This window comes from Streptomyces sp. M41(2017) (assembly GCF_002078175.1).
Classification (GTDB): domain Bacteria; phylum Actinomycetota; class Actinomycetes; order Streptomycetales; family Streptomycetaceae; genus Streptomyces.
Window position 1 is genome coordinate 3503901 of the sequence record NZ_MWFK01000001.1, and the last position, 21393, is coordinate 3525293.

25 protein-coding genes and 1 tRNA gene are annotated in these 21393 nt (G+C 66.5%); 20 read left to right on the forward strand and 6 right to left on the reverse strand.

The features are described from left to right. Positions 1-195 precede the first annotated feature (195 nt). A complete protein-coding gene (locus tag B0675_RS15535; protein WP_081219413.1) occupies positions 196-1062 on the reverse strand; it encodes a transferase in 867 nt (288 codons plus the stop codon). Then, positions 1059-2348 (reverse strand): glycosyltransferase family 4 protein, encoded by a 1290-nt coding sequence (locus B0675_RS15540; protein WP_081219414.1) that lies wholly within the window; start codon positions 2346-2348, stop codon positions 1059-1061. Before B0675_RS15540 ends, B0675_RS15535 begins: the two co-directional genes overlap by 4 nt. 1292 nt (positions 2349-3640) lie before the next feature. Between B0675_RS15540 and B0675_RS15550 the strand changes: the two genes are divergently transcribed. The 3 genes from B0675_RS15550 to B0675_RS40555 all read left to right on the forward strand — a co-directional run bounded on the left by B0675_RS15550 (position 3641) and on the right by B0675_RS40555 (position 6212). Next, positions 3641-4867 carry a DUF262 domain-containing protein gene (locus tag B0675_RS15550; protein WP_081219416.1) on the forward strand — a complete coding sequence of 409 codons (1227 nt, stop codon included), beginning with the start codon at positions 3641-3643 and terminating at the stop codon, positions 4865-4867. Positions 4868-4908: 41 nt separating this feature from the next. After that, positions 4909-5361 (forward strand): HEPN domain-containing protein, encoded by a 453-nt coding sequence (locus tag B0675_RS41000; RefSeq protein WP_143661073.1) that lies wholly within the window; start codon positions 4909-4911, stop codon positions 5359-5361. 36 nt (positions 5362-5397) lie between these two features. Beyond that, positions 5398-6212, forward strand: a protein-coding gene (locus B0675_RS40555; protein ID WP_107482636.1) for an IS5 family transposase whose coding sequence is annotated in 2 segments (ribosomal slippage) — positions 5398-5779 and positions 5779-6212 — 816 coding nt in all. Because the reading frame shifts where the segments join, the coding sequence is not laid out codon by codon here. 568 nt (positions 6213-6780) lie between these two features. Here B0675_RS40555 and B0675_RS15565 read toward each other — a convergent pair. From B0675_RS15565 to B0675_RS15575, 3 genes are all read right to left on the reverse strand, one after another. Next, positions 6781-7554: a type II toxin-antitoxin system death-on-curing family toxin gene (locus tag B0675_RS15565; RefSeq protein ID WP_179165307.1), complete on the reverse strand. Its 774-nt coding sequence runs from the start codon at positions 7552-7554 to the stop codon at positions 6781-6783. A 584-nt stretch (positions 7555-8138) separates the two neighbouring features. After that, entirely contained in the window at positions 8139-8795 is a 657-nt protein-coding gene (locus tag B0675_RS15570; RefSeq protein WP_081219419.1) for a YdcF family protein, read from the reverse strand. A gap of 2 nt (positions 8796-8797) precedes the next feature. After that, a complete protein-coding gene (locus B0675_RS15575) occupies positions 8798-9586 on the reverse strand; it encodes a GntR family transcriptional regulator (protein ID WP_081219420.1) in 789 nt (262 codons plus the stop codon). 162 nt (positions 9587-9748) lie between these two features. Between B0675_RS15575 and B0675_RS15580 the strand changes: the two genes are divergently transcribed. The 14 genes from B0675_RS15580 to B0675_RS15635 all read left to right on the forward strand — a co-directional run bounded on the left by B0675_RS15580 (position 9749) and on the right by B0675_RS15635 (position 17431). Beyond that, complete coding sequence (locus B0675_RS15580; RefSeq protein ID WP_081219421.1) at positions 9749-10078, forward strand: hypothetical protein; 330 nt, start codon at positions 9749-9751, stop codon at positions 10076-10078. Between the two features lie 2 nt (positions 10079-10080). Then, complete coding sequence (locus B0675_RS15585; protein WP_081219422.1) at positions 10081-11418, forward strand: FtsK/SpoIIIE domain-containing protein; 1338 nt, start codon at positions 10081-10083, stop codon at positions 11416-11418. 82 nt (positions 11419-11500) lie between these two features. Continuing rightward, positions 11501-11674 (forward strand): hypothetical protein, encoded by a 174-nt coding sequence (locus tag B0675_RS41380; protein ID WP_179165308.1) that lies wholly within the window; start codon positions 11501-11503, stop codon positions 11672-11674. A gap of 73 nt (positions 11675-11747) precedes the next feature. Further along, positions 11748-12413: a DUF2637 domain-containing protein gene (locus B0675_RS15590; RefSeq protein ID WP_081219423.1), complete on the forward strand. Its 666-nt coding sequence runs from the start codon at positions 11748-11750 to the stop codon at positions 12411-12413. Between the two features lie 14 nt (positions 12414-12427). Beyond that, complete coding sequence (locus tag B0675_RS15595) at positions 12428-12616, forward strand: mobile element transfer protein (RefSeq protein WP_081219424.1); 189 nt, start codon at positions 12428-12430, stop codon at positions 12614-12616. An 8-nt stretch (positions 12617-12624) separates the two neighbouring features. Next, positions 12625-12780, forward strand: a complete 156-nt coding sequence (locus tag B0675_RS40560) for a hypothetical protein (protein WP_107482637.1) — start codon at positions 12625-12627, stop codon at positions 12778-12780. 23 nt (positions 12781-12803) lie between these two features. Beyond that, positions 12804-13112 (forward strand): SpdD protein, encoded by a 309-nt coding sequence (locus B0675_RS15600; protein ID WP_081219425.1) that lies wholly within the window; start codon positions 12804-12806, stop codon positions 13110-13112. 1 nt (position 13113) lies between these two features. Next, positions 13114-13347 (forward strand): hypothetical protein, encoded by a 234-nt coding sequence (locus tag B0675_RS15605; protein ID WP_081219426.1) that lies wholly within the window; start codon positions 13114-13116, stop codon positions 13345-13347. A gap of 93 nt (positions 13348-13440) precedes the next feature. Continuing rightward, positions 13441-13623: a hypothetical protein gene (locus tag B0675_RS15610; protein ID WP_081219427.1), complete on the forward strand. Its 183-nt coding sequence runs from the start codon at positions 13441-13443 to the stop codon at positions 13621-13623. 5 nt (positions 13624-13628) lie between these two features. After that, positions 13629-13841: a hypothetical protein gene (locus B0675_RS15615; protein ID WP_081219428.1), complete on the forward strand. Its 213-nt coding sequence runs from the start codon at positions 13629-13631 to the stop codon at positions 13839-13841. Beyond that, entirely contained in the window at positions 13838-14488 is a 651-nt protein-coding gene (locus tag B0675_RS15620; RefSeq protein WP_081219429.1) for a DNA cytosine methyltransferase, read from the forward strand. Before B0675_RS15615 ends, B0675_RS15620 begins: the two co-directional genes overlap by 4 nt. Beyond that, positions 14485-15879 carry a replication initiator protein RepSA gene (gene repSA / locus B0675_RS15625; RefSeq protein ID WP_081219430.1) on the forward strand — a complete coding sequence of 465 codons (1395 nt, stop codon included), beginning with the start codon at positions 14485-14487 and terminating at the stop codon, positions 15877-15879. Before B0675_RS15620 ends, repSA begins: the two co-directional genes overlap by 4 nt. A gap of 11 nt (positions 15880-15890) precedes the next feature. Further along, on the forward strand, positions 15891-16061 hold the full coding sequence (locus B0675_RS15630; RefSeq protein ID WP_081221816.1) for a helix-turn-helix domain-containing protein: 171 nt from the start codon (positions 15891-15893) through the stop codon (positions 16059-16061). Next, positions 16058-17431: a tyrosine-type recombinase/integrase gene (locus B0675_RS15635; RefSeq protein ID WP_081219431.1), complete on the forward strand. Its 1374-nt coding sequence runs from the start codon at positions 16058-16060 to the stop codon at positions 17429-17431. The genes B0675_RS15630 and B0675_RS15635 overlap by 4 nt, the downstream gene beginning before the upstream one ends. Before the next feature lie 233 nt (positions 17432-17664). Here B0675_RS15635 and B0675_RS15640 read toward each other — a convergent pair. Next, positions 17665-17736 (reverse strand) — tRNA-Arg (locus tag B0675_RS15640). A gap of 151 nt (positions 17737-17887) precedes the next feature. Here B0675_RS15640 and B0675_RS15645 point away from each other — a divergent pair. The 3 genes from B0675_RS15645 (at position 17888) to lysA (ending at position 21281) form a co-directional block, all read left to right on the forward strand. Further along, positions 17888-18406, forward strand: coding sequence for a response regulator (locus B0675_RS15645; RefSeq protein ID WP_081219432.1), 519 nt, complete (start codon positions 17888-17890; stop codon positions 18404-18406). A gap of 432 nt (positions 18407-18838) precedes the next feature. After that, positions 18839-19870, forward strand: coding sequence for an ArgS-related anticodon-binding protein NrtL (gene nrtL, locus B0675_RS15650; protein WP_081219433.1), 1032 nt, complete (start codon positions 18839-18841; stop codon positions 19868-19870). 19 nt (positions 19871-19889) lie between these two features. Further along, positions 19890-21281, forward strand: coding sequence for a diaminopimelate decarboxylase (gene lysA / locus B0675_RS15655; RefSeq protein ID WP_081219434.1), 1392 nt, complete (start codon positions 19890-19892; stop codon positions 21279-21281). Positions 21282-21393: the final 112 nt, after the last annotated feature.

A 21393-nucleotide genomic window follows, 5' to 3' on the forward strand; every position in this document is an offset into this window, starting at 1 on the left:
AACGTGACGTGAGACTCACGTAAAAGGCGCGGAAATCGGTAGCGCAGCGCTCCGCCGAAGAATAGGGAGCGCCGGCTGTCGAAATAAGTGATCCCGGTCACGAGTATCAGCACGGACATCAAGCGCAGACGTCCATCACGGACATCAATCCGAGACGTGAAGCACGGACATGGGTGTCGCCGTCGGGCGCGGGCGTCAGGCGGCCTGGGTCCGCGCGATCCCTGCCGTCCCTGCCGTCCCCGCGGCCCGTGCGATCCGGGCCACCTCCACCGACAGGTCGTTGTCCATGGTGTAGTACGGCCTGACCTCGCACCCGTCGACCTCGGCGGACGGGTAGACGAAGACCTCCTTGCGGTCGGCGACGTCGTCGAGAAGGCGACCGACCCGGACCGCCGGCGCGGAGGCGGCCGGCCGTACGTGCACGTCCCAGACGCCGTCACCGGACACGGGACCGGCCAACTCGTCGCAGCCGACGGTGAAGGAGAAACCGAGCCCGTCGTCCTCGACGCGCGGCTCGACCTTCCGGACCGTGTCGGTCCCGCGCACCCGCATCCGTACGACGGCACCGGCGCCGAACGCAGCTCCGTGCAGCCGGCCCGTGACGTCGATCGTCCCGTCGTCGGTGACCACGATCCGGTCGGCCTCGGCGTGCGCGGCCCGCACCCACGTACGGACCGAGAGATAACCGGACTTGGTCACGTACGGCACCCGCACCTCGACGGGTGAGGACCGGTCCCGGGCACCACCGTCGACGAGTACCCGCAGGTCCCTCGGTCCCGGGCGCAGCCGCTGCCGCTCCCCGTCCGGCTCGTCGAGGAGATAGACGTCCCAACGCCCCTCGGCGAGTGCCGTGTTGTCGTCCAGGACGCCCACAAGACGCCCGTCCTCGGAAGGCTCCAGGTCGAGCACGTGCGGCGCCTTCTCCGGCTGTCCCTTCTTGGGCCGCGGCTGCAGGAGCAGTCGGGGACGGCCGGCCGAAGGCAGCCGCACACCGAAGGTGATCCGTCCGTCGGCGTCCACCGCGCACCCGACACGGGGCTCCGGCTCGATCGACGTGGTCATAGCTCCACCTTCCGGCTCAAGTCGTCATCACTGCTCATACTGCTGCTTCTGCCCTTGTTCTTCCGGGCGTCACGGGCGTCGCGGAAGGCGAAGCGCCGGGCCACGAGGCTCTGGTAGAGCCCGTCACGGCGCGGCTCAGCAGGCTGTCCCTCCCGCTTCGCGGCCAGCACCTCGGTGAAGAACCGCTCGGCCTGCTCGACCACGGGCTCGGGCGCGAAGCGACGGGAGTTCTCCCGGGCGGCCAGGCCCATACGGCGGCGTCTCTCGTCGTCGTTCACGAGCTCCAGCAGGGCAGCGCCGATGGCCTTCGGGTCCCCGACCGGAACCAGCCGGCCGTCGACGCCGTCGCGGATGATCTCGCCGGGACCGTGCGGGCAGTCGGTGCTCACGACGGGCAGGCCGTTGCGCATCGCCTCGACGATCGTCATGCCGAAGGCCTCGAAACTGGAGGAGGCCGCACCGATCGACGCCTTCACCCATTCCCCTTCCATGTGGGGCACCGCCCCCATGAGGAACACGTTGTTGACGAGCCCGAGTTCGGTGATGATCTCCCGCAGCCGGGCGTGTTCCTGACCCTTGCCGTAGATACGCAGTTGCCAGTCGGGACGTTCAGCGACCACATGGGCGAACGCCTGAACGAGCAGGTCGTACCGCTTCACCCGGACCAGCCGGCCGGCGGCCACGACCACCTTCGACGTCCCGTCGGAGGGCGGCAGTTCGGGGTCGGGGACGCTGTTGGGCAGAGCCTCGACCCGCACCCCGGGCAACCGCATCTTGCGCGCGTAGGAGGCGGCGTCGGCGGAGGTGACGGTGGTGAGCGCGTCGAGCCGCCGATAGGCACTCCGCAGGACCGTGCGCAGCTCGGGCGAATGACTGTCGAGCGTGAGGTGCTCCTGCCCGACCCGAACGACCCGCTCGGGACCCTGGAGGGCGAGATGCACGTTGAGCCCGGGCCGCGTCCCCACGACGACATCGGCGTCGACCTTGTCCAGGAACGCCGCGATGCGCTGATCGGTCAGCTCGCTGTACTGCCCGTACCGCCGCTCCGATTCCGGGAACACCCGTGCGGGCCGCAGATGCAGCGGATGCTCCTTCTCCTCCCGCAGATCGACCAGCCCACGCAACGAGACCCGGTGATCCAACACGAGGCTCGGACGCTCCCGCGTCCGCAAGACCGAGACAACCTCCACACTGTGCCGCTCCGCCAACGCAGCGGCCAGATTGAAGGTGGTACTGATCGTGCCCCCTATCCCATAGGCGTTATGGATCAAGAACGAGATCTTCATGCCGTACTAGACGGACGCAACCCCCAAAGGGTTGCCGTTCGATACCAATCCTTACCCATGCCACACCTCGGGCCGTGATGTTCCGGTTGGGGGGAGGGGGTGAGGGGTCAGGGGTGCGGGGACCGGGGGAGGGCCAGCCTCCGCATCCGGTCCCCGCACGTCTCACTCCCTCGCGAAGTCCCGCGGTCCCCACCGGGTGACGCCGGCACGGCGGGGCCATGACGGCCGGACTCGGCGCAACCTCTCAACCGCACGCCCCGTCGGCCACGGCGAGGTGCCGGCCGCCACCTGCTGGCAGGCGCCCTCAAGCGGGAACCCAGTTCCACGGCCCGGCCCGCCCGGCCGACAGGCCAAGAAGGGCAAGGCGTTGCGGAAGGCTCCTCAGCTAAGCGGTCTCCCCATGCGCGCAGAAAACCTCTCGGTCCCCTTCGTGTGCCACCACTCGAACAGATGGGTGCGCACGAGGAGTCCGAGGTAACTCAAGCTCTCCTCGGTGAGGTCTCCACTCACGAGACTCGCTTCATACCCCTGGTAGTCAAGCGACACTTCCCAATTCTGCCCGGAGACGCCTACCCGTACTTTCAACACCAGGTCAGGGAAAACGGACGACACCGCCACCTCAAGGACATCGAGGGAGGTCCCTCCCCCCTCGCTCTGCGGTCCTGAGACCTTTCGGGCGAGTGCTCCCTGAACTTGCTCAAGGGTGGCCATACCAGTCCTCTCAGCACGCGACCTGGTGACGTGAAGGACGACTATGGCGCAGGGCCCGCTCAGGGAGGCATACGGCTGAGCAGGGCGGTAGATACGCGAAGACCCCGGCCGCAGCGTTTCCGCTGGTGACGGGGTCTTTGGGCACCTTATGAAGGGTGCCCCCGGCAGGATTCGAACCTGCGCACACGGCTCCGGAGGGCCTTTGAGTCTGAGTCCTATCCGCAGGTCACGCTCTTCTGCGGGGCCGCATGGTGCCCCTTGGTCCACACATAGTCCATGACGCCTTACTGCTGGCCGCACGGGAAGGTGGCCTCATTCTGCAACCGGCTGTACAAGCAAGCTGAGACTAGCTCTATAGCCAGACGGTACCTCCACCGCGCGTACCCGCCTCGTGGTTCAGCTGCTCCTCTCCAGGCAACACGCGGTTCGTCCGCGATGAGTCATACGCTGCTTCGCGTGACGATCTATGGCATATGCGGATCATCTGGGCAATGATGATAGTCGCGTCCATGAAAGATCGACACAAGGCCCGAGGAACCTCATAAGATGCTAAGTCGGCAGTCGACGAAAGGTAGTACAGGGTGGGTCACGCGGACGAGAATGCGAATTTGGCATCGAACTCTGACGAAGAAGCCGAGCAAACGGTAATTCTCGATCCTGAGCAGGATGAGGACGAGGATGGCGCCGACGTTGACCTTGACATCGAGGTTGAGGTTGGCCCCCCCTCGGCGCAGGAGTCGCTCCGCTACTTCGGAGTGGACTTCGACGTTGAAGGTCTGGTGCGCAGGTTCAAGCAAAAGGAAATTATCGTCCCGCGATTCGATCCTGAGGAGCCCGAAAATTCGGGGACTGGTTATGCCGGATTTCAGAGGAACTTCGTCTGGAAAAAGCGGCAGATGGATCGGTTTGTCGAATCCATTCTCTTGGGGTATCCAGTTCCGGGTATTTTTCTCGTTGAGCTGCAGAATCGGAGATATATCGTACTAGACGGGCAGCAGCGACTCACCACACTGCGGGACTTCTTCAATGGTTCGTACGGGGTTAAGAACGGTGAACGACCCTTCGCTCTCGATTACGCTGCTCCACCATTCCAGGGCCAAACCTATGCCACCCTGCAGCCCGCAGACCGCCGCCTCCTGAACAATGCTTTGATTCAGGCCACGGTTGCCCTTCCCATTGGCGAAAGTGGGAAGCTTGCCGTATATACACTTTTTGAGAGGATCAACAGTGGCGGTACTAAGCTAAACGAACAGCAGATCCGGGTCGCCATCTTCCCGGGAGGTGCCACTCAACTTGTGCGTCGCTTGAACAAGGATCCGAATTGGCGTCAGCTGTTCGGTAATGTACACAGGGACCTTAAGGATCAGGAGCTGATTCTCCGCTATCTCGCGCTCAAGCGAGTGGCCGCTGGAGGAGTTGATCTCAAGGGTGAACCTGTCCAGTACAGGGCCCCAATGGCCACCTTCATGAGTCAGTACCTCAGTGACAACGAGGACATGAGCGAAGAAAGGGCCGGGGCTGAGGAGCGGGATTTCGCTGCTGCATGTCGAATCCTTGTGGAGGCTGAGGGGGCGAGCGCGTTGAAACGCAACCGAACGATCAACGCCGCGCGAGCCGATTCGGTTCTAGTCGGTCTCTCTCTTGCGGTCAGTGAGAATCCGGGTATGAATACTGCCGCCGTTCGCTCCGCCATGGCAGAGCTAGAGGCGAATGACGATTATGTGGAGAAGACGCAAAAGAGCACCTCGCACAAGCTGAGCGTGACGGGGCGGCTGAGCGCGGCAGTTTCTGCATTCATGGGACGCTAATGATAACGACCAGAGCTGCTGTTCGTGTCGAGATCCATCGCATGAAATCTGCGCTGGACGCTACGTACGACCGGTACAGAAGATCTCTTTTGGAGGTGCCACTTGACCTGCAACAGGACTTGCATCTCTACATGTGTATCCGCCTGTCTGGTTACCTTGAACAATTGATGTACCAAGCGATCTGCGGGTACGTCTCGGACGCTTCTGGCGGGGCTGCTCGAGAGTTTGCTCTGTCATGGTTCAGAAACGCGCCAAACCTCGGCCCTACTGCACTTGAGAACCTCATTGAAAGATTTGGTGAGGGTTGGCGCAACGATCTGAGAGACTTCCTGAGCAAGGAGAATAATCGTAGTTCACTTGGGACGTTGATTAAGATCAGAAATGATACCGCGCATGGCAAGAGTTACGGTGGCGCTCTGGCCAACGTGGCCTCATATAAGGAATTGGTTGATGACATACATGAGTGGGTGCATCAAAGAATGATCGATAACTAAGACCGTCCTACATGGTCAGTTGGCGTTGTGCTGGGTATGGGGAGTGGACGGTGGGGATGGATTGTTCCGGACGGATTATGGGAGCTGGCGGAGCCGCTGTTGCCGTCGGCCCGAGTTCGTCCGCAGGGCGGCGGGGTGGCGAACATCGATGATGAGGCGGTGTTTGCCGCGGTCATCTACGTATTGGTCAGCGGCTGTGCATGGCGGGCGTTGCCACCCTGTTTCGGAGCGTCGAAGTCGACCGTGCACCGCCGCTTCGCCATCTGGTCCCGTGCCGGCGTCTGGGGCCGACTCCATCAGAGGGTCCTCCAGCTTTTGGACGAACAGGACCTGGTCGACCCGTCTCGCGCCGTCCTTGACTCCGCTTATGCCCGCGCTAAAAAAAGGGGGGAACTTGCAGGTCCGAGCCCCGTGGACCGGGTAAGCCCGGTTCCAAGATGCACGTCCTGTCGGATGCGAACGGACTGCCTCTACGCGTCGGAGTCTCCGCGGCCAACACCCACGACAGTCTCGCTCTGAAGCCGAGGCTGTCCCATTTCCACATGGGACACGAATCCCACGCGACCGAGTCCAAGCCCCAACGGCTCCACGCCGACAAAGCGTACGGCGTGCCTCACCTGCGGCGATGGTTATGGGGCAAGCACATTGGCGTCCGGATCGCCCGCAAAGGCGTCGAGTCCAGCGAGCGGCTCGGCCGACGCAGGTGGGAGATCGAACGCACCACGTCCTGGCTGACCGGCTACCGCAGACTCAACCACCGCTACGAGCGGAATCCGGGCAACTACCTGGCATTTCTCGGACTGGCAGCCGCTCTCTGCTGCTACAAACGGTTGCTCAAACTGACCATGTAGGACACGGTCTAAGCAGACGTCGGCCCCGATGCAGTCCCGCAACCTGCGCCAGCACGTCATGCCGACATCCCGGATCCCGCAGAGCACCTCCCGGTATCCCTGCCATGGCTTGCAGCTGGGATACCGGGAGCGCCGCTCGCGCTGCGGTCGTAACGGCTCCAAGCGGTCACTCTGTCCATCCGACACGATCCACGGCAATCCCCACGCCGGGCGGAACACTCAACCTGCAGCCCTGGCCCGCCGTTACGTCTGCTCCCCTCCGCGTCGAGGACGTCATGACCATCAAGGAGGATCTGGAGGGCTACGCCCGCCGACGGAAGGAAGAGCTACGGGTCAGGGACAACACTTGATCTGGAGCTCTGTGTGGATCGGTCGTTGACGATCCATTCAGCTACGCACCGGTCTCGTACGGGTGCCAGCACCCGGTACGGGTCGTTGCGGTTGCTGTACGACCGCGCCAGACAGGGGTGGCCTCGGCCAGACGTATCAGGACTCGGTCTCCTAACCGACCATCAGCTCCCGGCTTGCTGAACATAGGAAACGACAGGGGCTCGAAGTGGGCGTGCGTCTATGCATCAGCGAGCCGTTCCAATAGATCACGATACTCGCTCACGAAATTGTCTACCGCGTTTTCGATGTCATAGAATTCTCTACTGCTGCCGAGTTTATCTAGCTTCAGTCTTCGGCGAATCTTTTTAATTTCCGAAACGGCTACATCGAAGTTCTCCCTCGGGTATCCCGTTTTTACCGTCAGTGATCCCCGGCGAATTCTGATGAAATTGTTTTCATGTGTATCGAAGGTGCAGCCATGGGCGATGAGTAGCCTACGGAGATTCTTGAAGCTCATTACATGATCCCCGAAAGATTTTCTTTGGACCCTCTTTCTTATCCAAGTGCTCAGAGATCGCACCTCCGACTCCGAGTCTCTGACCTCTGCCTTGCCGATGGGAAAGGTGCCGGCGACCACCGACGTTGCCATCTGATACAAGTCTTCCTCGGTGGTATTGCAGAGATCGAATCCGTTGCGCTCCAGAGATACCAAGGCGCACACTAGGGCTGTACGCTTATTTCCATTCTCGAAAGCGTGATTTTTGGCGATTCCATAAAATAGAGTGGCCGCTTTCTCGTGAGGTCTTTCATACTTGGCGCGGTAGATGCCTCGACCATCTGTCATTCCGGTATTCTGGCGCTCCACGGCTGAAGAGAGCTTGTTTTCGTCGAGCGGCTGCTCTCCACCGAAATCTTTAGACCCTAATGCGCTCTCCGTTAGCTTCTTCCGGATCGCCAGCACTTCTTCTAGCGTGAGAGAAATTCCGTTCCCCGCGTAGTTGGTCTTGGCCATAAATTCCTTCTCCGGTCGTACAGTCGCGTTACGGTCTCGAGGAAGCATGATTTTGGCACGAAGCGGGCGATCTGGAAGGGGGGTTGGCTGTTTTGGCCTCGACCATGTCTCCAGTTCCCCCTTCCACTCACCCCGGCTCCCATCCCGTCCGCCTTCGACCCACACACCGTGGAGCGGTCGTGGTTCAGGGCGTCAAGGTGGAGCGCGCTACTGTACGAACGACCTTGACGCCCTGGGCCGCGACTGCTCGGCTCTGCCTGGGTCGAAGGCGGACGGGATGGGAGCCCCGCGACGCTCGCCATGCTCCGGCCGGCACTCGCGAACGGTGCTCCGTACATCCCGGAGTCTGAGCGCCCCCGCCGGAGGCATCGTCTTGAAGCCGCGGGCTTGGTTCTCGTCTTATGCCTCTCGGACCAACTCAACCCAGGGCGCGCGTCGGCGCAGCCCGCGCGGAGCGGGCCGAAGGCAGGAGCGTCGCGCGGAGCGGAGCCGGGAGCGCGCCCGGCGGAGCGAAGCGCAGCCGGGGCTTGATGAAGTAGAGAAACTCGTAACAGCTCACTGCTGATGCGCGGCGACGCGACAGGCTACGGGTTGGTGGCGAGCAGTCGACTAGTGAAGCCCTGACGGCACAGGCGCTCGTACGCTTCCCGCACGTCATCCGGTACAGGCTGGCTGATCATGAAGCCTTGCTCCGGGTAGACCAGGAGCCGCTGCAACGCACCAACAAGCATGTCGATAACCAGATGGGCATCCTGGATAGAGTCGACGTACTCGTCGAACGTCATCGGAGTGGATGCGCTGACGAACTCGATTCCGGGCCACAGCTTGCACGCGGTGGCATACGCGCGCCTCTCCTCGTACGGCTTGCTGATCAAGAGCACAGACGTCACCTGCACGCCGGCTTCTTCGAGCACGGCTCGGGAGAACTTGATGTTTTCGCCTGTGTTGCGTGCGTTGGGCTCGACGAGCACGGCTGAGCTAGGCACTCCGAGTTCCAGTGCCCGCTCGCGGTAGTGAACCGCTTCGCCCCTGGGCATTCGTTCTTGCGTGGTCGGGCTCGTGGCTCCTGTGAAGACAAGCAATGGAGCCATCCCTTGCTTGTAGAGGTCCACTGCCGTGTCGGCCACGCCCAAGTCGTGGCTGCCCAGGCCGATCGCGACTGAGCATGGCCGCGGGGTGTGGCCCACCTGGTGGTAGTCCCACAGGCGTCGCGCGTCTGCCCATGCCTGTGTCGAGATCATGACTAGCCCTTTCCATCCTTCGCCGAGTCCGGGACCTTGAAGGCGTATTCCCAAGCGAAGCGCGAAGCTGCGTGCACACCGACGGCGAACTCGACCACTGTGTCAGAAGCTGTGTAGGTGGTTCGGTGCAGCTCGACTACCGGTTCGCCGGGCGGTAGCTGCAAGAGCTTCACCTCGTCCGGCGTTGCGGCCCGAGCGAAGATCTCTTCCGTCATGTGATCGATCTCGTAGCCGGCGTCGTAGAGCACCCGGAAGCCACCGCCGCGGCCCGCCGGCCCAGGAGTCGGGTCTACCAGTCGCGTGCCTTCAACATGCTCGGGCCGGTAGTAGCTGGTGAGGCTATGCGTGGGTTGGTCGCCTTCTTTGACCAGTCGTGCGCGGGCGTAGACCTCTGTGCCCTCCGGTAGGCCGAGCGCGTTCGAGACGAGTGGTGACGCTTCTACTCGGCTGACCGTCTGGGTCTGCTCGTTCCGCCGGTAGCCGCGGCCGGACGCCACGCGGTCCGCGATGAACGCGACTTCGTCGCCATCCCGCCACTTCGCTTTGTCGTACCGGGCGACGCCGAGCCGCTTCAGCGGGACCTGTTGGCGTACGACGGTGCCGTGCCCCCGGGACGAAGTGACGAGCCCTTCCGCCTCCAGCGCCTTATATGCCTGGTGGACAGTGGACTTGGAGCCTTCGCCGGCCGCGACCAGTTCCCTGATCTGCGGAAGCTGCTGTCCCGGCGCGTACTGACCGTTCCTGATCTCTTCAGCCAGCCTGTCCGCTAGCTCCCGCCACTTGGGCGCCATCACGCGACTCCTCTCGACCCCCTAAGTCAAACACAGTCCCAGGACTGTTGACAGTCCTAGGACTGCGTGCCACAGTCTCTCTCAAGGCGCTCGCAGTCCTAGGACAGCGAGCGGAAGTGGCCCTCGGGCTGCTCTCAACGCACCTACTCGGGGAGTAGTTTCATGCCGTCCTTCAAGATTGATGTCTCGACTGCGGTGGTGTTCGTGGCGACCGCGCCGGTGCCGAAGCTGGTCAACAAGCAGACCGGTGAGCGGGCGGTGGATCGGGAGACCGGTGCCGGCCTGACCACGGTGGGCCTGCTCATCTCGGATGAGGGGGAGGGCAACCTCTACCAGGTGACCGTGCCGGAGACCGGTCTGCCGGAGGGTCTGGCGCCGGGTACGCCCGTGAAGGTGATCGGACTGAAGGCGCGGGACTGGGAAAACGAGTTCAACGGGCAGAAGCGGCACGGGATCTCTTTCCGCGCGGTCGCTGTCACGGCCGGGGTCTGATCATGACGGATCTGTCCCTGTGGCTGGAGGCGTCGGGCGCGTTAGCGGGTGCCGGTGGTCTGGGCTTGGCGAAGGTCCGCGCTCCGCGCGTGTACTGGTCGCTGGTCGGACTGCCGGCCACCTGGGGCCGCTTCACGCTGTCCTACCGCTCCACCATGGATGTCTGCGGGCTGACGGTGCAGCCGTCGGGACTGCGGGCATTCATGGTCCGCAACGTCGCCCGCCGTGAGGTCCAGCCTGTACCGCCGAAGGTTCGCCGCGTCCGGGCCACTTCGACCGGTCTGCGGGTGACGCTGCGACTGCCTGCCGGCCTGGAGCCGATGGACGTCGTCGCTTCCTCGGAGCGGCTCCGTCACGCCTGGGGCGTGCACTCGGTGACCGTGGCGGAGACGAAGCCCGGGTTCGTGGAACTGCGCATGACCGGCTATGACGTGCTTCGTCGGGTGCGCATGCCCCGCAACGCAGGGCCTCAGGGGCTGACGGTGCCGGTCGCGCTGCGGGAGGACGGGACCGTCTTCGTCCGCGACTATCGCAAGGTTCCGATGGGCTTGACCGTGGGTGCCAACCTGTCGGGCAAGTCGATGTTCCAACGCGGCTTGGTCAAGGGGCTGGCTCAACTGCCCGTGGCTATCGCGGGGATCGACTGCAAGCGCGGCGTCGAGCACTCCGCCTACGTGCCCCGGCTGTCGGCCCTGGCCACGGACCCGGATACCGCGTCCTCCCTGCTCGATGTCCTGGTCGCCGAGATGGAATCCCGCTTCGACCTCCTGAGCCTGCACGGCGTCTCCGACGTGTGGGAGCTGCCGGAGAAGATCCGGCCGGTGCCGATCGTGCTCCTGGTGGACGAGATTGCGGAACTCTTCCTGATCTCCTCCAAGAAGGACGAGGAGCGCCGGGAACGCCTCGTCACTGCCCTGATCCGGCTGGCGCAGATGGCCCGTGCTGCGGGGATCTTCCTGGAGATCTGCGGGCAGCGCTTCGGCTCCGAACTCGGCAAGGGCGCAACCATGCTCCGCGCGCAGCTCACCGGGCGTGTGGTGCACCGGGTCAACGACAAGCAGACCGCCGAAATGGGCCTCGGAGACGTCGCCCCGGAAGCTGTCCCGCTCGTCACGGCATTCCCGCCGGACAGGCCCGGTCTAGCGATTGCCGCGGACTCCTCCGGTGGCTGGTCCCGCATCCGAACCCCGATGACCACGCGTGCCGAAGTTGCCGCCGCGTGCCGGCAGTTCGCCCACCTGGTCCCGGACCTTCCCGCTCTCGACCCGTTCCGGCCCTACGTGCCCGCGCCGGTGGTCGACAGCCCGTCGCTGGTCAAGCCGATCCCGGCGACCGACTAGCCCACTGATCCATCCCGGTTGGCGTGACCGTCTCGCGCCAGGTCCCTACCCGAACCATGCCGGATTCCGGAGGACCCACCCCATGGCCACCAAGAAGCGCACCCCACGGCCCGCCCCTGCTCCGCCCAAGTGCGGGCCGTGCAAGGGCACCGGTGAGGTCGCTCGCCCCGTCCACGTCGGCCGCAAGCGCCGCCAGGTCGGCGAACAGGCCGGTATCTGCCTCGCCTGCTTCGGCACCGGCGAAGCCACCGACTGAACACGCCGGGACCGGGCGGCCGGACACCGATCCTCGCCCGCTCCCGGCCCAACTCCGCGAAGGAGGTGAAGATATGTCCCGCTCGATGCGACCGGATGCCGTTCTCGTTCAGGCTGTGATCGCCGGTGCGCTGTCCTTCGCCCACCTGCACGACCTTGCCGAAGCCGCCGGCCAATCCGGCTGGAAGGCCTGGGCCTACCCGATCAGCGTTGATCTGCTGCTCGTCGCCGCCTGGCGCCGACTGCGGACCGCACGCCGGGACCGGTCTGCTTGGACCTGGTTCGTGATCGCCCTGTTCGCCTCACTGGGCGCGAACATCGCCACCGCCGGACTCCTCGACCTGAAGCACGTCCCGGACTGGCTGTGCATTCTCGTAGCCGGCTGGCCCGCCCTCGCCTTCCTCGGCGGCACCCTCCTCGTCCACGCCCCCACCGACACCCCCGCCTCGGCGGCGGTCGTGGCTCCTGCACAGCCTGTGGACGAACCGGCCGAGGTCGATGTGCGCCGTGATGACCCGGCCCCGCCGGCGGCCCCGGAACTTCCCGCCTCACCTGCTCCGGCTCCCGCTGCTGCTCCTGCGGTGACGGTGCCCGTCGCGCTCCTGGACCACGCACGGAAGATCGCCGACAGCCACCGCGCCACGACCGGTACGCCGATGCCCGCGGACGCGCTCACGGCTCGGCTCGGACTGCCTGGCCCGATGTCCGCGGCCATCACTGCCGAACTCCAACTCACCTGATCGAAAGGACCGTCATGCCCGTCCACCGGCGCTTTCGCAACGTGATCCGCATCGGCCCCGTACAGGTCGCCACCTACTTCGACGGACACGGCCGGGACAAGCACACCGCGGCCTGCTCCGCCCCCGGCTGCGGCTTCTCCGCCGACTACCCCGACCGCTCCGGCGCCGAACTCGCCGCCCGCACCCACCGCTGCAAGGCCTAGGAGAAGCCGTGGACGTCCCGCTCTGGCTCGCCCTGATCGTCGTCGGCGCCCTCGGCGTCAAGCTCGCCCGCCCGCCCTGGTGGCTCGTGGCCGTGCTCCTCCTCGGCGGCTACCTCATCGCCGACAGCTTCCTCAGCCCTGCCATCGCCACCGTCGTCAAGTAACCCAACCAGGAGGGACAACCGCCATGTTCACCCCGAAGTACCCGACCCCCGACACCGCCCCGCCGCCGGCTCCCATCGCCCCGAGTGCCGCCGCGGTGCCCGCCGTGCAGGCCCCGGCCCCGGTCGCCCCGGTCGCCCCGGTCTCCAACCGTCCGACGGTGCAGCTCACCGCGGGCAGCACGCTCGCGCTCGTCGGCGGTGGCACGGCCGTGGTCCTCGTCGTTGGCGCGGTCCTGGTCTCGCTGCTGCTGGCCGTGGCCATCACCGGGATGTCGGTGGCCGTGGTCGCGGTCGTTCTCCGCTCGATCCTCAACCAGGAAAGGAACCGCTGACATGGGCTTCTTCAGCCGCAAGAGCGACACCACCCCGAGCAATCCGGAAATGGCCGAACTGGGCCGCGAGTTCGCCATCGCCCGCCGGCACGGTGACCGCAAGACCATGCGCCGCATCGGCCGCGAGTTCTCCAACACCGCCAACGGCGACACCGACGCCGCGTCGTTTCAGCACGGCCAGGAGTCCTACGACTCCATCCCGCCCATCCCGCGCGGACGCAACCGCCGCAAGTAACACCCGTCCGGGGCGGCCTCAACCGCCAAGTATCCGCCGCCCCGGACGGCTCCACCACTTCCAGATCTCTCGACCCGAAAGGGCTCCCTCATCATGCCTCAGCACGTCCCGAACACTCCTGTCTGCCGCGACTGCGACGGGTTCCCCGTCGTCGCCATCACCACCGGCACCCGAAACTCCGACGGGTCCCGCGCCACGCTCCGCATCACCTGCCGGGCCTGCCGCGGCACCGGCTGCACGGTCCGGCGCTCCGCCCTCGTCCGGGCCGGGAGGTGACCGGGATGGCTCGCAAACTCCCCGCCTACCTCAACCCCACCCCGGAAAGCCCCGGTCTCCGAGTCCGCGGCGGCACGCAGCACACCCGGTCCCAGGGGGACTACGTGTGCGGCGGCTGCGGTGCTGAGGACCACGCCAACGGCGACAACGACGTAAAGGCGCTGGTCGAGGACTACACCGACAACCACGGCCCCGCCCACCGAGGGGGCCGACGATGACCGCCCCCAGGGTCCTGGACCTGTTCTGCTGCCAGGGCGGCGCCGGCAAGGGATACGCGGACGCCGGATTCGACGTCACCGGCGTCGACTCCACCCCGCAGCCCCGTTACCCGTTCCGCTTCGTCCAGGCGGACGCGCTCGACTACCTGCGCGAGCACGGTGCCGGCTTCGACTTCATCCATGCTTCCCCGCCCTGCCAGTTCGACAGCGACTGCCAGCGCCTGCGGGGCAACGCCCACCCGGATCTGATCGGCCCGACCCGCACCGCTCTCGAAGCGACCGGCAGGCCCTTCGTGATGGAGAACGTCCGCGGCGCCCTGCCCAAGCTCCGCACACCTGTCCTGCTGTGCGGCGCCATGTTCGCCATGGCCACCTACCGGCACCGCTACTTCGAGACCGGCGGCGGCTTCCACCTCGTCCAGCCCCGCCACCCCCGGCACACCGCGCCCCAGGCCAAAATGGGCCGTCCCGTACCGCCCGGCCACTACGGCCAGTTCATCGGCAACTTCTCCGGCGTCGCCCTCGCCCGGCAGGTCATGGGCGTCCCATGGATGAACCGCGACGGCATCCGCGAGTGCATCCCCCCGGCCTACACCCAACGGATCGGCACCGCCCTGCTCGCCTCCCGCCTGGAGGTGGCCGCGTGAGCTACACCGCCACCCCGGCGGGCCTGGACGCGGCCACCTTCAGCGACGTGCTGAGGGTGGCCGGCTCCGCCGACTTCGACCGCTGGCAAGAACAGATCCGCCGCACCGGAGGATGCTCCGACCCCATCCGCCTGACCGGCGCCACCAAGACCATCGACCCGACCACCAAGACCGTCCTGCACTACTACAGCACCGACGAAGAGCCGGGCGGCATGCTCCGCATCGCCTGCGGCAACCGCCGCGCCTCGCGCTGCCCGGCCTGCGCCTGGACCTACGCCGGCGACACCTACCACCTGATCCGCGCCGGCCTCACCGGTGACCCGGACAAGGGGACCCCGCACACGGTCCGGGATCACCCGCGGGTCTTCGCCACCCTCACCGCCCCCAGCTTCGGCCCCGTGCACAACCGGCCCGGAACCCGGCCCTGCCGCTGCGGCACCCGGCATGGTGAGGACGCTCCCGAACTCGGCACGCCGCTCGACCCGGGCACGTACGACTACGCGGGCGCGGTGCTGTGGAACAACCACGCCTCGGACCTGTGGCGGTACTTCACGATCTACCTACGCCGGGAGATCGCCCGCCGGGCCGGCCTCACACAGAAAGCTGCGCGGGAAGCGTCCCGGCTGTCCTTCGGCAAGGTCGCCGAATACCAAAAGCGCGGCGCCGTGCACTTCCACGCCGTGATCCGCTTCGACGGACCCGACGGACCGGACACCCCGCCGCCGTACTGGGCCACGCTCGACCTCCTCACCGATGCGATCCATGCCGCCGCTGCCCGGGTCGCGGTCGACGTCCCCGCGGCCGGCCCGGAGCCGGCTCGCACGCTGGGCTGGGGGACACAGCTCGACGCCCAGCGGATCAAGGCCTTCGGGGACGGCTCGGAGATCACCGAACAGGCCGTGGCCTCCTATGTCGCCAAGTACGCCACCAAGGCCGCGGAGACCACCGGCACCGTTGATCGCCGGATCGGCAACAAGGAAGCCCTGGTCCTGCTCGACGTGCCCGACCACCCCCGCCGGCTCATCGAAGCCTGCCTGGATCTGCACGGGCTCTACCCGGACCGGAAGTTACGCGACTGGGCGCACATGCTCGGCTTCCGCGGCCACTTCTCCACCAAGTCCCGCCGCTACTCCACCACCTTCGGCGCCCTGCGCCAGGTGAGGGCCGACTACCGCGCCGCCCAACAACGCGCCGCCCTCGGCCTGCCCGACCCAGACGACAATCCCGAGGCCACCACCCTCGTGCTCGCCCACTGGACCTACGCCGGCCACGGCTACACCCCCGGCGAATCCTGGCTCGCCGCCAACATCCGCCGCGACCTTCAACTCAACCGCGAAACCGCACGCGAAGCCCTGTGCGACGAACTGGCCCTGGAAGGAGCACACCCGTGAGGGATGAACTGATGACGGTTCCAGAGATCCTCACTGAGTTGGGGAAAGTCTCGCGGCGTACCTTCTACCGCTGGCGAGAGCTGGGCCAGGCACCGAAAGCGCTGAAGCTGCCGAATGGCGAGCTGCGGGTGTGGCGAAGCGACTTTACGGCGTGGCTGCACGAGCGGGAGGAAGCCGCGTGAAATCCCTGAACGTGAAAATCTGGGGAGTTCGCAAGCGGGCCTCAAAGCGACCCTCGTACGACGTCCGTTGGTCCGTCTCAGACAAGGTCTTCTCCGAGACCTTCCGGACCAAAGCGCTCGCAGATCACTACCGAACCAAGCTCATGAGCGCAGCTCGTGACGGTGAAGAGTTCGACGACGTCGGCGGCCTTCCGGAATCGATGTCCGAGAAGAAGGCAGAACTGACTTGGTACGCCTTTGCTCTGAAGTACCTGGCCATGAAATGGCCACACGCCGCACCCAACACTCGCGACGGAATGAACGAGTCTCTGGCGTCCGTGACGATCGCGCTGCTCAATGACGTTCCTGGGCGGCCGGGAGCTCCGGTGCTTCGGCAGGCTCTGCGCAACTGGGCTTTCGTGCTGCCTGGCCCGGCTGAGCGGGAGGTGCCGACAGAGGTTGGAAACGCCCTGCACTGGATTGCCAAAGCGTCGCGCCCCTTGAATGATCTGGCTGATCCTGTGACGGCACGTGAGGTACTCGACTCGTTCAGGATCCGTCTTGACGGGAAGTCTGCTGCGGCGGAGACCGTACGCCGCAAGCGATACACCTTCGTCAACGCTCTCCACTACGCCGTGGATCTCGGTGAATTCAGGGAGAACCCCCTGACCTCGGTGCGTTGGCAGAAGCCCAAGGTGTCCGGTGAGGTGGACCCGCGGGTGGTTGTGAATCCGCGGCAGGCTCTCTCACTTCTTCACGCAGTGTCCTACGTGGGCGGCTACAGCAGGGCGCGCGGCCGTCGTCTGGTGGGGCTCTTCGCCTGCATGTACTTCGCCGGTCTTCGTCCTGCCGAAGCGGTCGGCCTGACGGACGCCGGCCTGACCCTGACGGAACAGCGGTGGGGCACCATGCTTCTCCATCGGACACGCCCGAGCGTCGGACGACAGTGGACGGACTCCGGTGAGAGCCACGACGACCGCGGGCTGAAGAATCGCCCGGCGGAGGACGTGCGCCGCGTTCCGATTCCGCCCCAACTCGTGGCAATGCTCCGTGAACACCTCGACACCTTCGGGACTGCGGCGGACGGGCGCCTCTTCTTCAGTGAGGGCGGGGGAGTGGTCGCTTCCTCGACCTACTCGCGAGCGTGGCAGGAAGCTCGCACCCTGGCGCTTCCGCCGGCCGCGGTGGTCTCGCCGTTGGCGCGTCGGCCGTACGACCTTCGCCACTCGGCCCTGTCGACCTGGCTTAACGCGGGTGTCGACCCGACGGAGGTCGCAGAGAGGGCGGGCAACAGCGTTGAGGTTCTGCTCGGCCGCTACGCAAAGTGTCTGGATGGGCGTCAGGAGGTGGCCAACCGACGCATCGAGGACCTGTTGAACGAGTACGACTGACCGGGCGCCAACGTCGCGCGTCCTACGCTGGGCCCCTGGAGCTTTCCGGGGGCCTTCGCCATTTGCGGGGGTTGACCAGGGGAAACGTCCCAAGATCCTGTCCACGAATAGTCCACAGACGCTGACATGGGGCCGCTCAGGGCGGCATACGGCTGCGCAGGGCTGTAGATACGCGAAGACCCCGGCCTCAGCGTTTCCGCTGGTGACGGGGTCTTTGGGCACCTCATAAGGGGTGCCCCCGGCAGGATTCGAACCTGCGCACACGGCTCCGGAGGCCGTTGCTCTATCCCCTGAGCTACGGGGGCGTGTCGGGCGCTTTGTGCGGCGACGGGTAGAACCCTACCAGCTCTTTCAGGGGTGATCGCCACCGGTTTTGGGGTGCGGCCGGGTCGCGTCGGCGCGGGCGCGGGACCGGCGGCCGTTCGCGGAGCGTGGTCGGGTCCGCACGGGGTGGAAGTGGGGAAAACCCGGACGCGGTGGCTCGCCCGGACCTACTCTCGAGTTGTGCCAGGCGCGTCCGGCCGGGTGCTTGTTGTGGACGACAACAAGGTCATCCGGCAGCTGATCAGGGTCAACCTCGAACTGGAGGGTCTCGAGGTCGTGACCGCCGCTGACGGTGCCGAATGTCTGGACGTCGTCCACCAGGTTCGGCCCGATGTCGTCACCCTCGACGTCGTGATGCCCCGCCTCGACGGACTGCGCACCGCCGCCCGCCTCCGCGCCGACCCCCGCACGCGGAACCTTCCGCTCGCCATCGTCAGCGCCTGTACCCAGTACGAGGTCGAGAGCGGCCTCGACGTCGGAGTCGACGCCTTCCTCGCCAAGCCGTTCGAGCCCTCCGAACTGGTGCGGCTCGTCAAGCAGTTGGTGGAGCGCGGGCAGGCGATCGGTGGTGACGGCGACGGGTTCGGTGGCAGCGCCGACGCCGGCGAAGAAGTCGAGCGCGCCGAACGCGCCGGTCGTACTGGCTCCTGACGGCCCGGTCCGTTCTCCGTATCAACCCGTCGACATCCACCCGTCGACCTTCACGCTTCGGCATTCATCATTCGACCGGCACCAGGCAGGCCCGGTGCCGGCCGAGGGGCAGGTCGGGGGAGCGGCCGACCGAAGCCCGATGCCAAGTCCCATGTCTCTCCCCGCGGCCACGCCGCGACCTTCGACAAGGTCACGCCGACCACCTCGACCCGGGCTCCCCCCCCCACACCCAGCGCCCCACATGCACCCCCAGCGTCAGTCCCCTCCACTTTCTCTGTAGCCGCCGTCTTCCTCCGCAGCCGTCGCCGCCCCCGTGGAAGGACCCGATCCCACCCCCGCCCCCTCGTGCCCCGCTACAGCCCCCGTCCACATCCCGGACGATCCCCCAAACCGGGTCGCAAACCCACCCCCCTTCTCCCCTAGGCTTGTCCCGTGACCCCCGTCGAGCTCTCCCGTACCGTGCTGCGCGCGGTGCGTCGTGCTGTCGACGTGGGGGAACTGAGCGTTTCCGTGCCGGTCAGTGCCGGGGTGGGTCCGCCCGGGCCCGGGGGATGCGGGGACTATGCGACCAACGTCGCCCTGCGGCTCGCCGGGCCGGCGGGGCTGCCGGCGCTCGACGTCGCCGAGATCCTCCGGCCGCACATCGGTGACGAGCCCGGTGTCGCCGAGGTGACCGTCACCGGGCCCGGCTTCCTCAACATCACCCTCGGGGGTGGAGCCGCCGCCGCTCTGGTGGACGAGGTGCTGACCCGGGGTGAGCGGTACGGGTACGGCGACAGCCTCGCCGGGCAGGTCGTCGAGTTGCGCGTCCCCTATGACACGCGCGCCGAGGTCGTCGCCGACACGCTCGTACGGATCGTCGCGACCCAAAGTGGACGGGCCGAGGTGCGGCACGGCGAGCCGGTGAACCTGCGGCCCGTGCCCGCCCCGGAGGATCCCGCTCCGCTCGGTGCCGACGCCGCCCGCTGGGCGCTGCTGTACCCGGCGTCCCACGACCGGCCCCGGATCAGCGCCGATCACCTTCTCCAGCGCGAGGGCAACCCCCTCTTCCGGGTCCGCTACGCGCACGCCCGCTGCCGTGCCCTCCGCCGGAACGCCGACGCCCTCGGGTTCGGCGTCCGCGTGGGCGGTGACGTACGGGCCGAGGGAGAGGTTCGCGGCGACGGCGACCTGCCCGACCGTCTCGATGACACCGCCCGCGGAGGCGCCGAGCTCCTCTCCGTTCTCGCCGAGTACCCCCACACCCTCCGGCTCGCCGCCGCGCACCGGGCGCCCGACCGGCTCGCCCGGCACCTTGTCGGGGTCGCCGACTCCCTTCTTCTGTTCCAGCACCTCGTGCTGCCGCTCGGGGACGAGAAACCCTCGGCCGCCCACCGCGCCCGGCTCGCGCTCGCCGAAGCCGCCGGGACGGTGCTGGCCGGTGGCCTGTCCCTGCTCGGCATCAGCGCACCCGAATATCTCTGAAGCAGAAAGCCCTACCGACATGAGCCGTTCCGCACACCCCGCCGGGCCCCGTCACGCCGACGTCTTCTCCGAGGGGCACTACAGCGCTCCGCCGGCCGACCTCAACGCCCTCGACCCGAAGGTGTGGTCGCACACCGTCCGTCGTACGGAGGACGGGGTCGTGACCGTCGGCGGGCTCGAAGTCACCGCGCTCGCCGAGGAGTTCGGCACGCCGGCGTACTTCGTCGACGAGGCGGACTTCCGGGAGCGGGCACGGGCGTGGCGTACCGCGTTCGGTCACGACGCCGACGTGTTCTACGCGGGCAAGGCCTTCCTGTCGCGTGCCGTCGTGCGGTGGCTGCACGAGGAGGGGCTCAACCTGGACGTCTGCTCCGGGGGCGAGCTGGCGACCGCGCTGTCCGCCGGAATGCCCGCCGACCGCATCGCCTTCCACGGCAACAACAAGTCGACCGCGGAGATCCACGCGGCCGTCGAGGCCGGGGTCGGGCGGATCGTGCTCGACTCCTTCCAGGAGATCGTCCGGGTCGCGCACATCGCGCAGTCGCTGGGCAGGCGGCAGCGGGTGCAGATCCGGGTCACCGTCGGCGTCGAGGCACACACGCACGAGTTCATCGCCACCGCGCACGAGGACCAGAAGTTCGGCATCGCGCTCGCCGACGGGCAGGCCGCCGAGGCCGTACGGCGGGCGCTGACGCTCGACGGGCTCGAAGTCGTCGGGATCCACTCGCACATCGGGTCGCAGATCTTCGACATGGCCGGCTTCGAGGTCGCCGCGCGGCGCGTCGTGGGGCTGCTGGCCGCCGTCCGTGACGAGCACGGCGTCGAGCTGCCCGAGATCGACCTCGGCGGCGGTCTCGGCATCGCGTACACCAGTGACGACGACCCCCGTGAGCCGCACGAGATCGCCAAGGCGCTGAGCGAGATCGTCACTCGGGAGTGTGAGGCCGCGAAGCTGCGCACTCCGCGTATCTCCGTCGAGCCCGGGCGCGCCATCGTCGGGCCGACCGCGTTCACGCTCTACGAGGTCGGCACGATCAAGCCGCTCGAAGGGCTGCGGACGTACGTCTCCGTCGACGGCGGCATGTCCGACAACATCCGGACCGCGCTCTACGACGCCGAGTACAGCGTGGCGCTCGTCTCGCGCACCTCGGACGCCGAACCGATGCTCGCGCGGGTCGTCGGCAAGCACTGCGAGAGCGGCGACATCGTGGTGAAGGACGCGTTCCTGCCGGCCGACCTGGCGCCGGGCGACCTCATCGCCGTACCGGCGACCGGCGCTTACTGCCGGTCGATGGCCAGCAACTACAACCACGCGCTGCGGCCGCCGGTCGTGGCCGTGAAGGACGGTGCGGCCCGGGTGATCGTGCGCCGCGAGACGGAGGACGACCTGCTGCGTCTCGACGTCGGCTGACCGGATGAACCGGGTGGAAGATCTCCTGTCACCACCTACCAGAAAAATGAAATAGACGTCTCACGATCCGGACGAAGGGTAGAAACTCCCGTCCGGTGAGTGAGACTGGTCC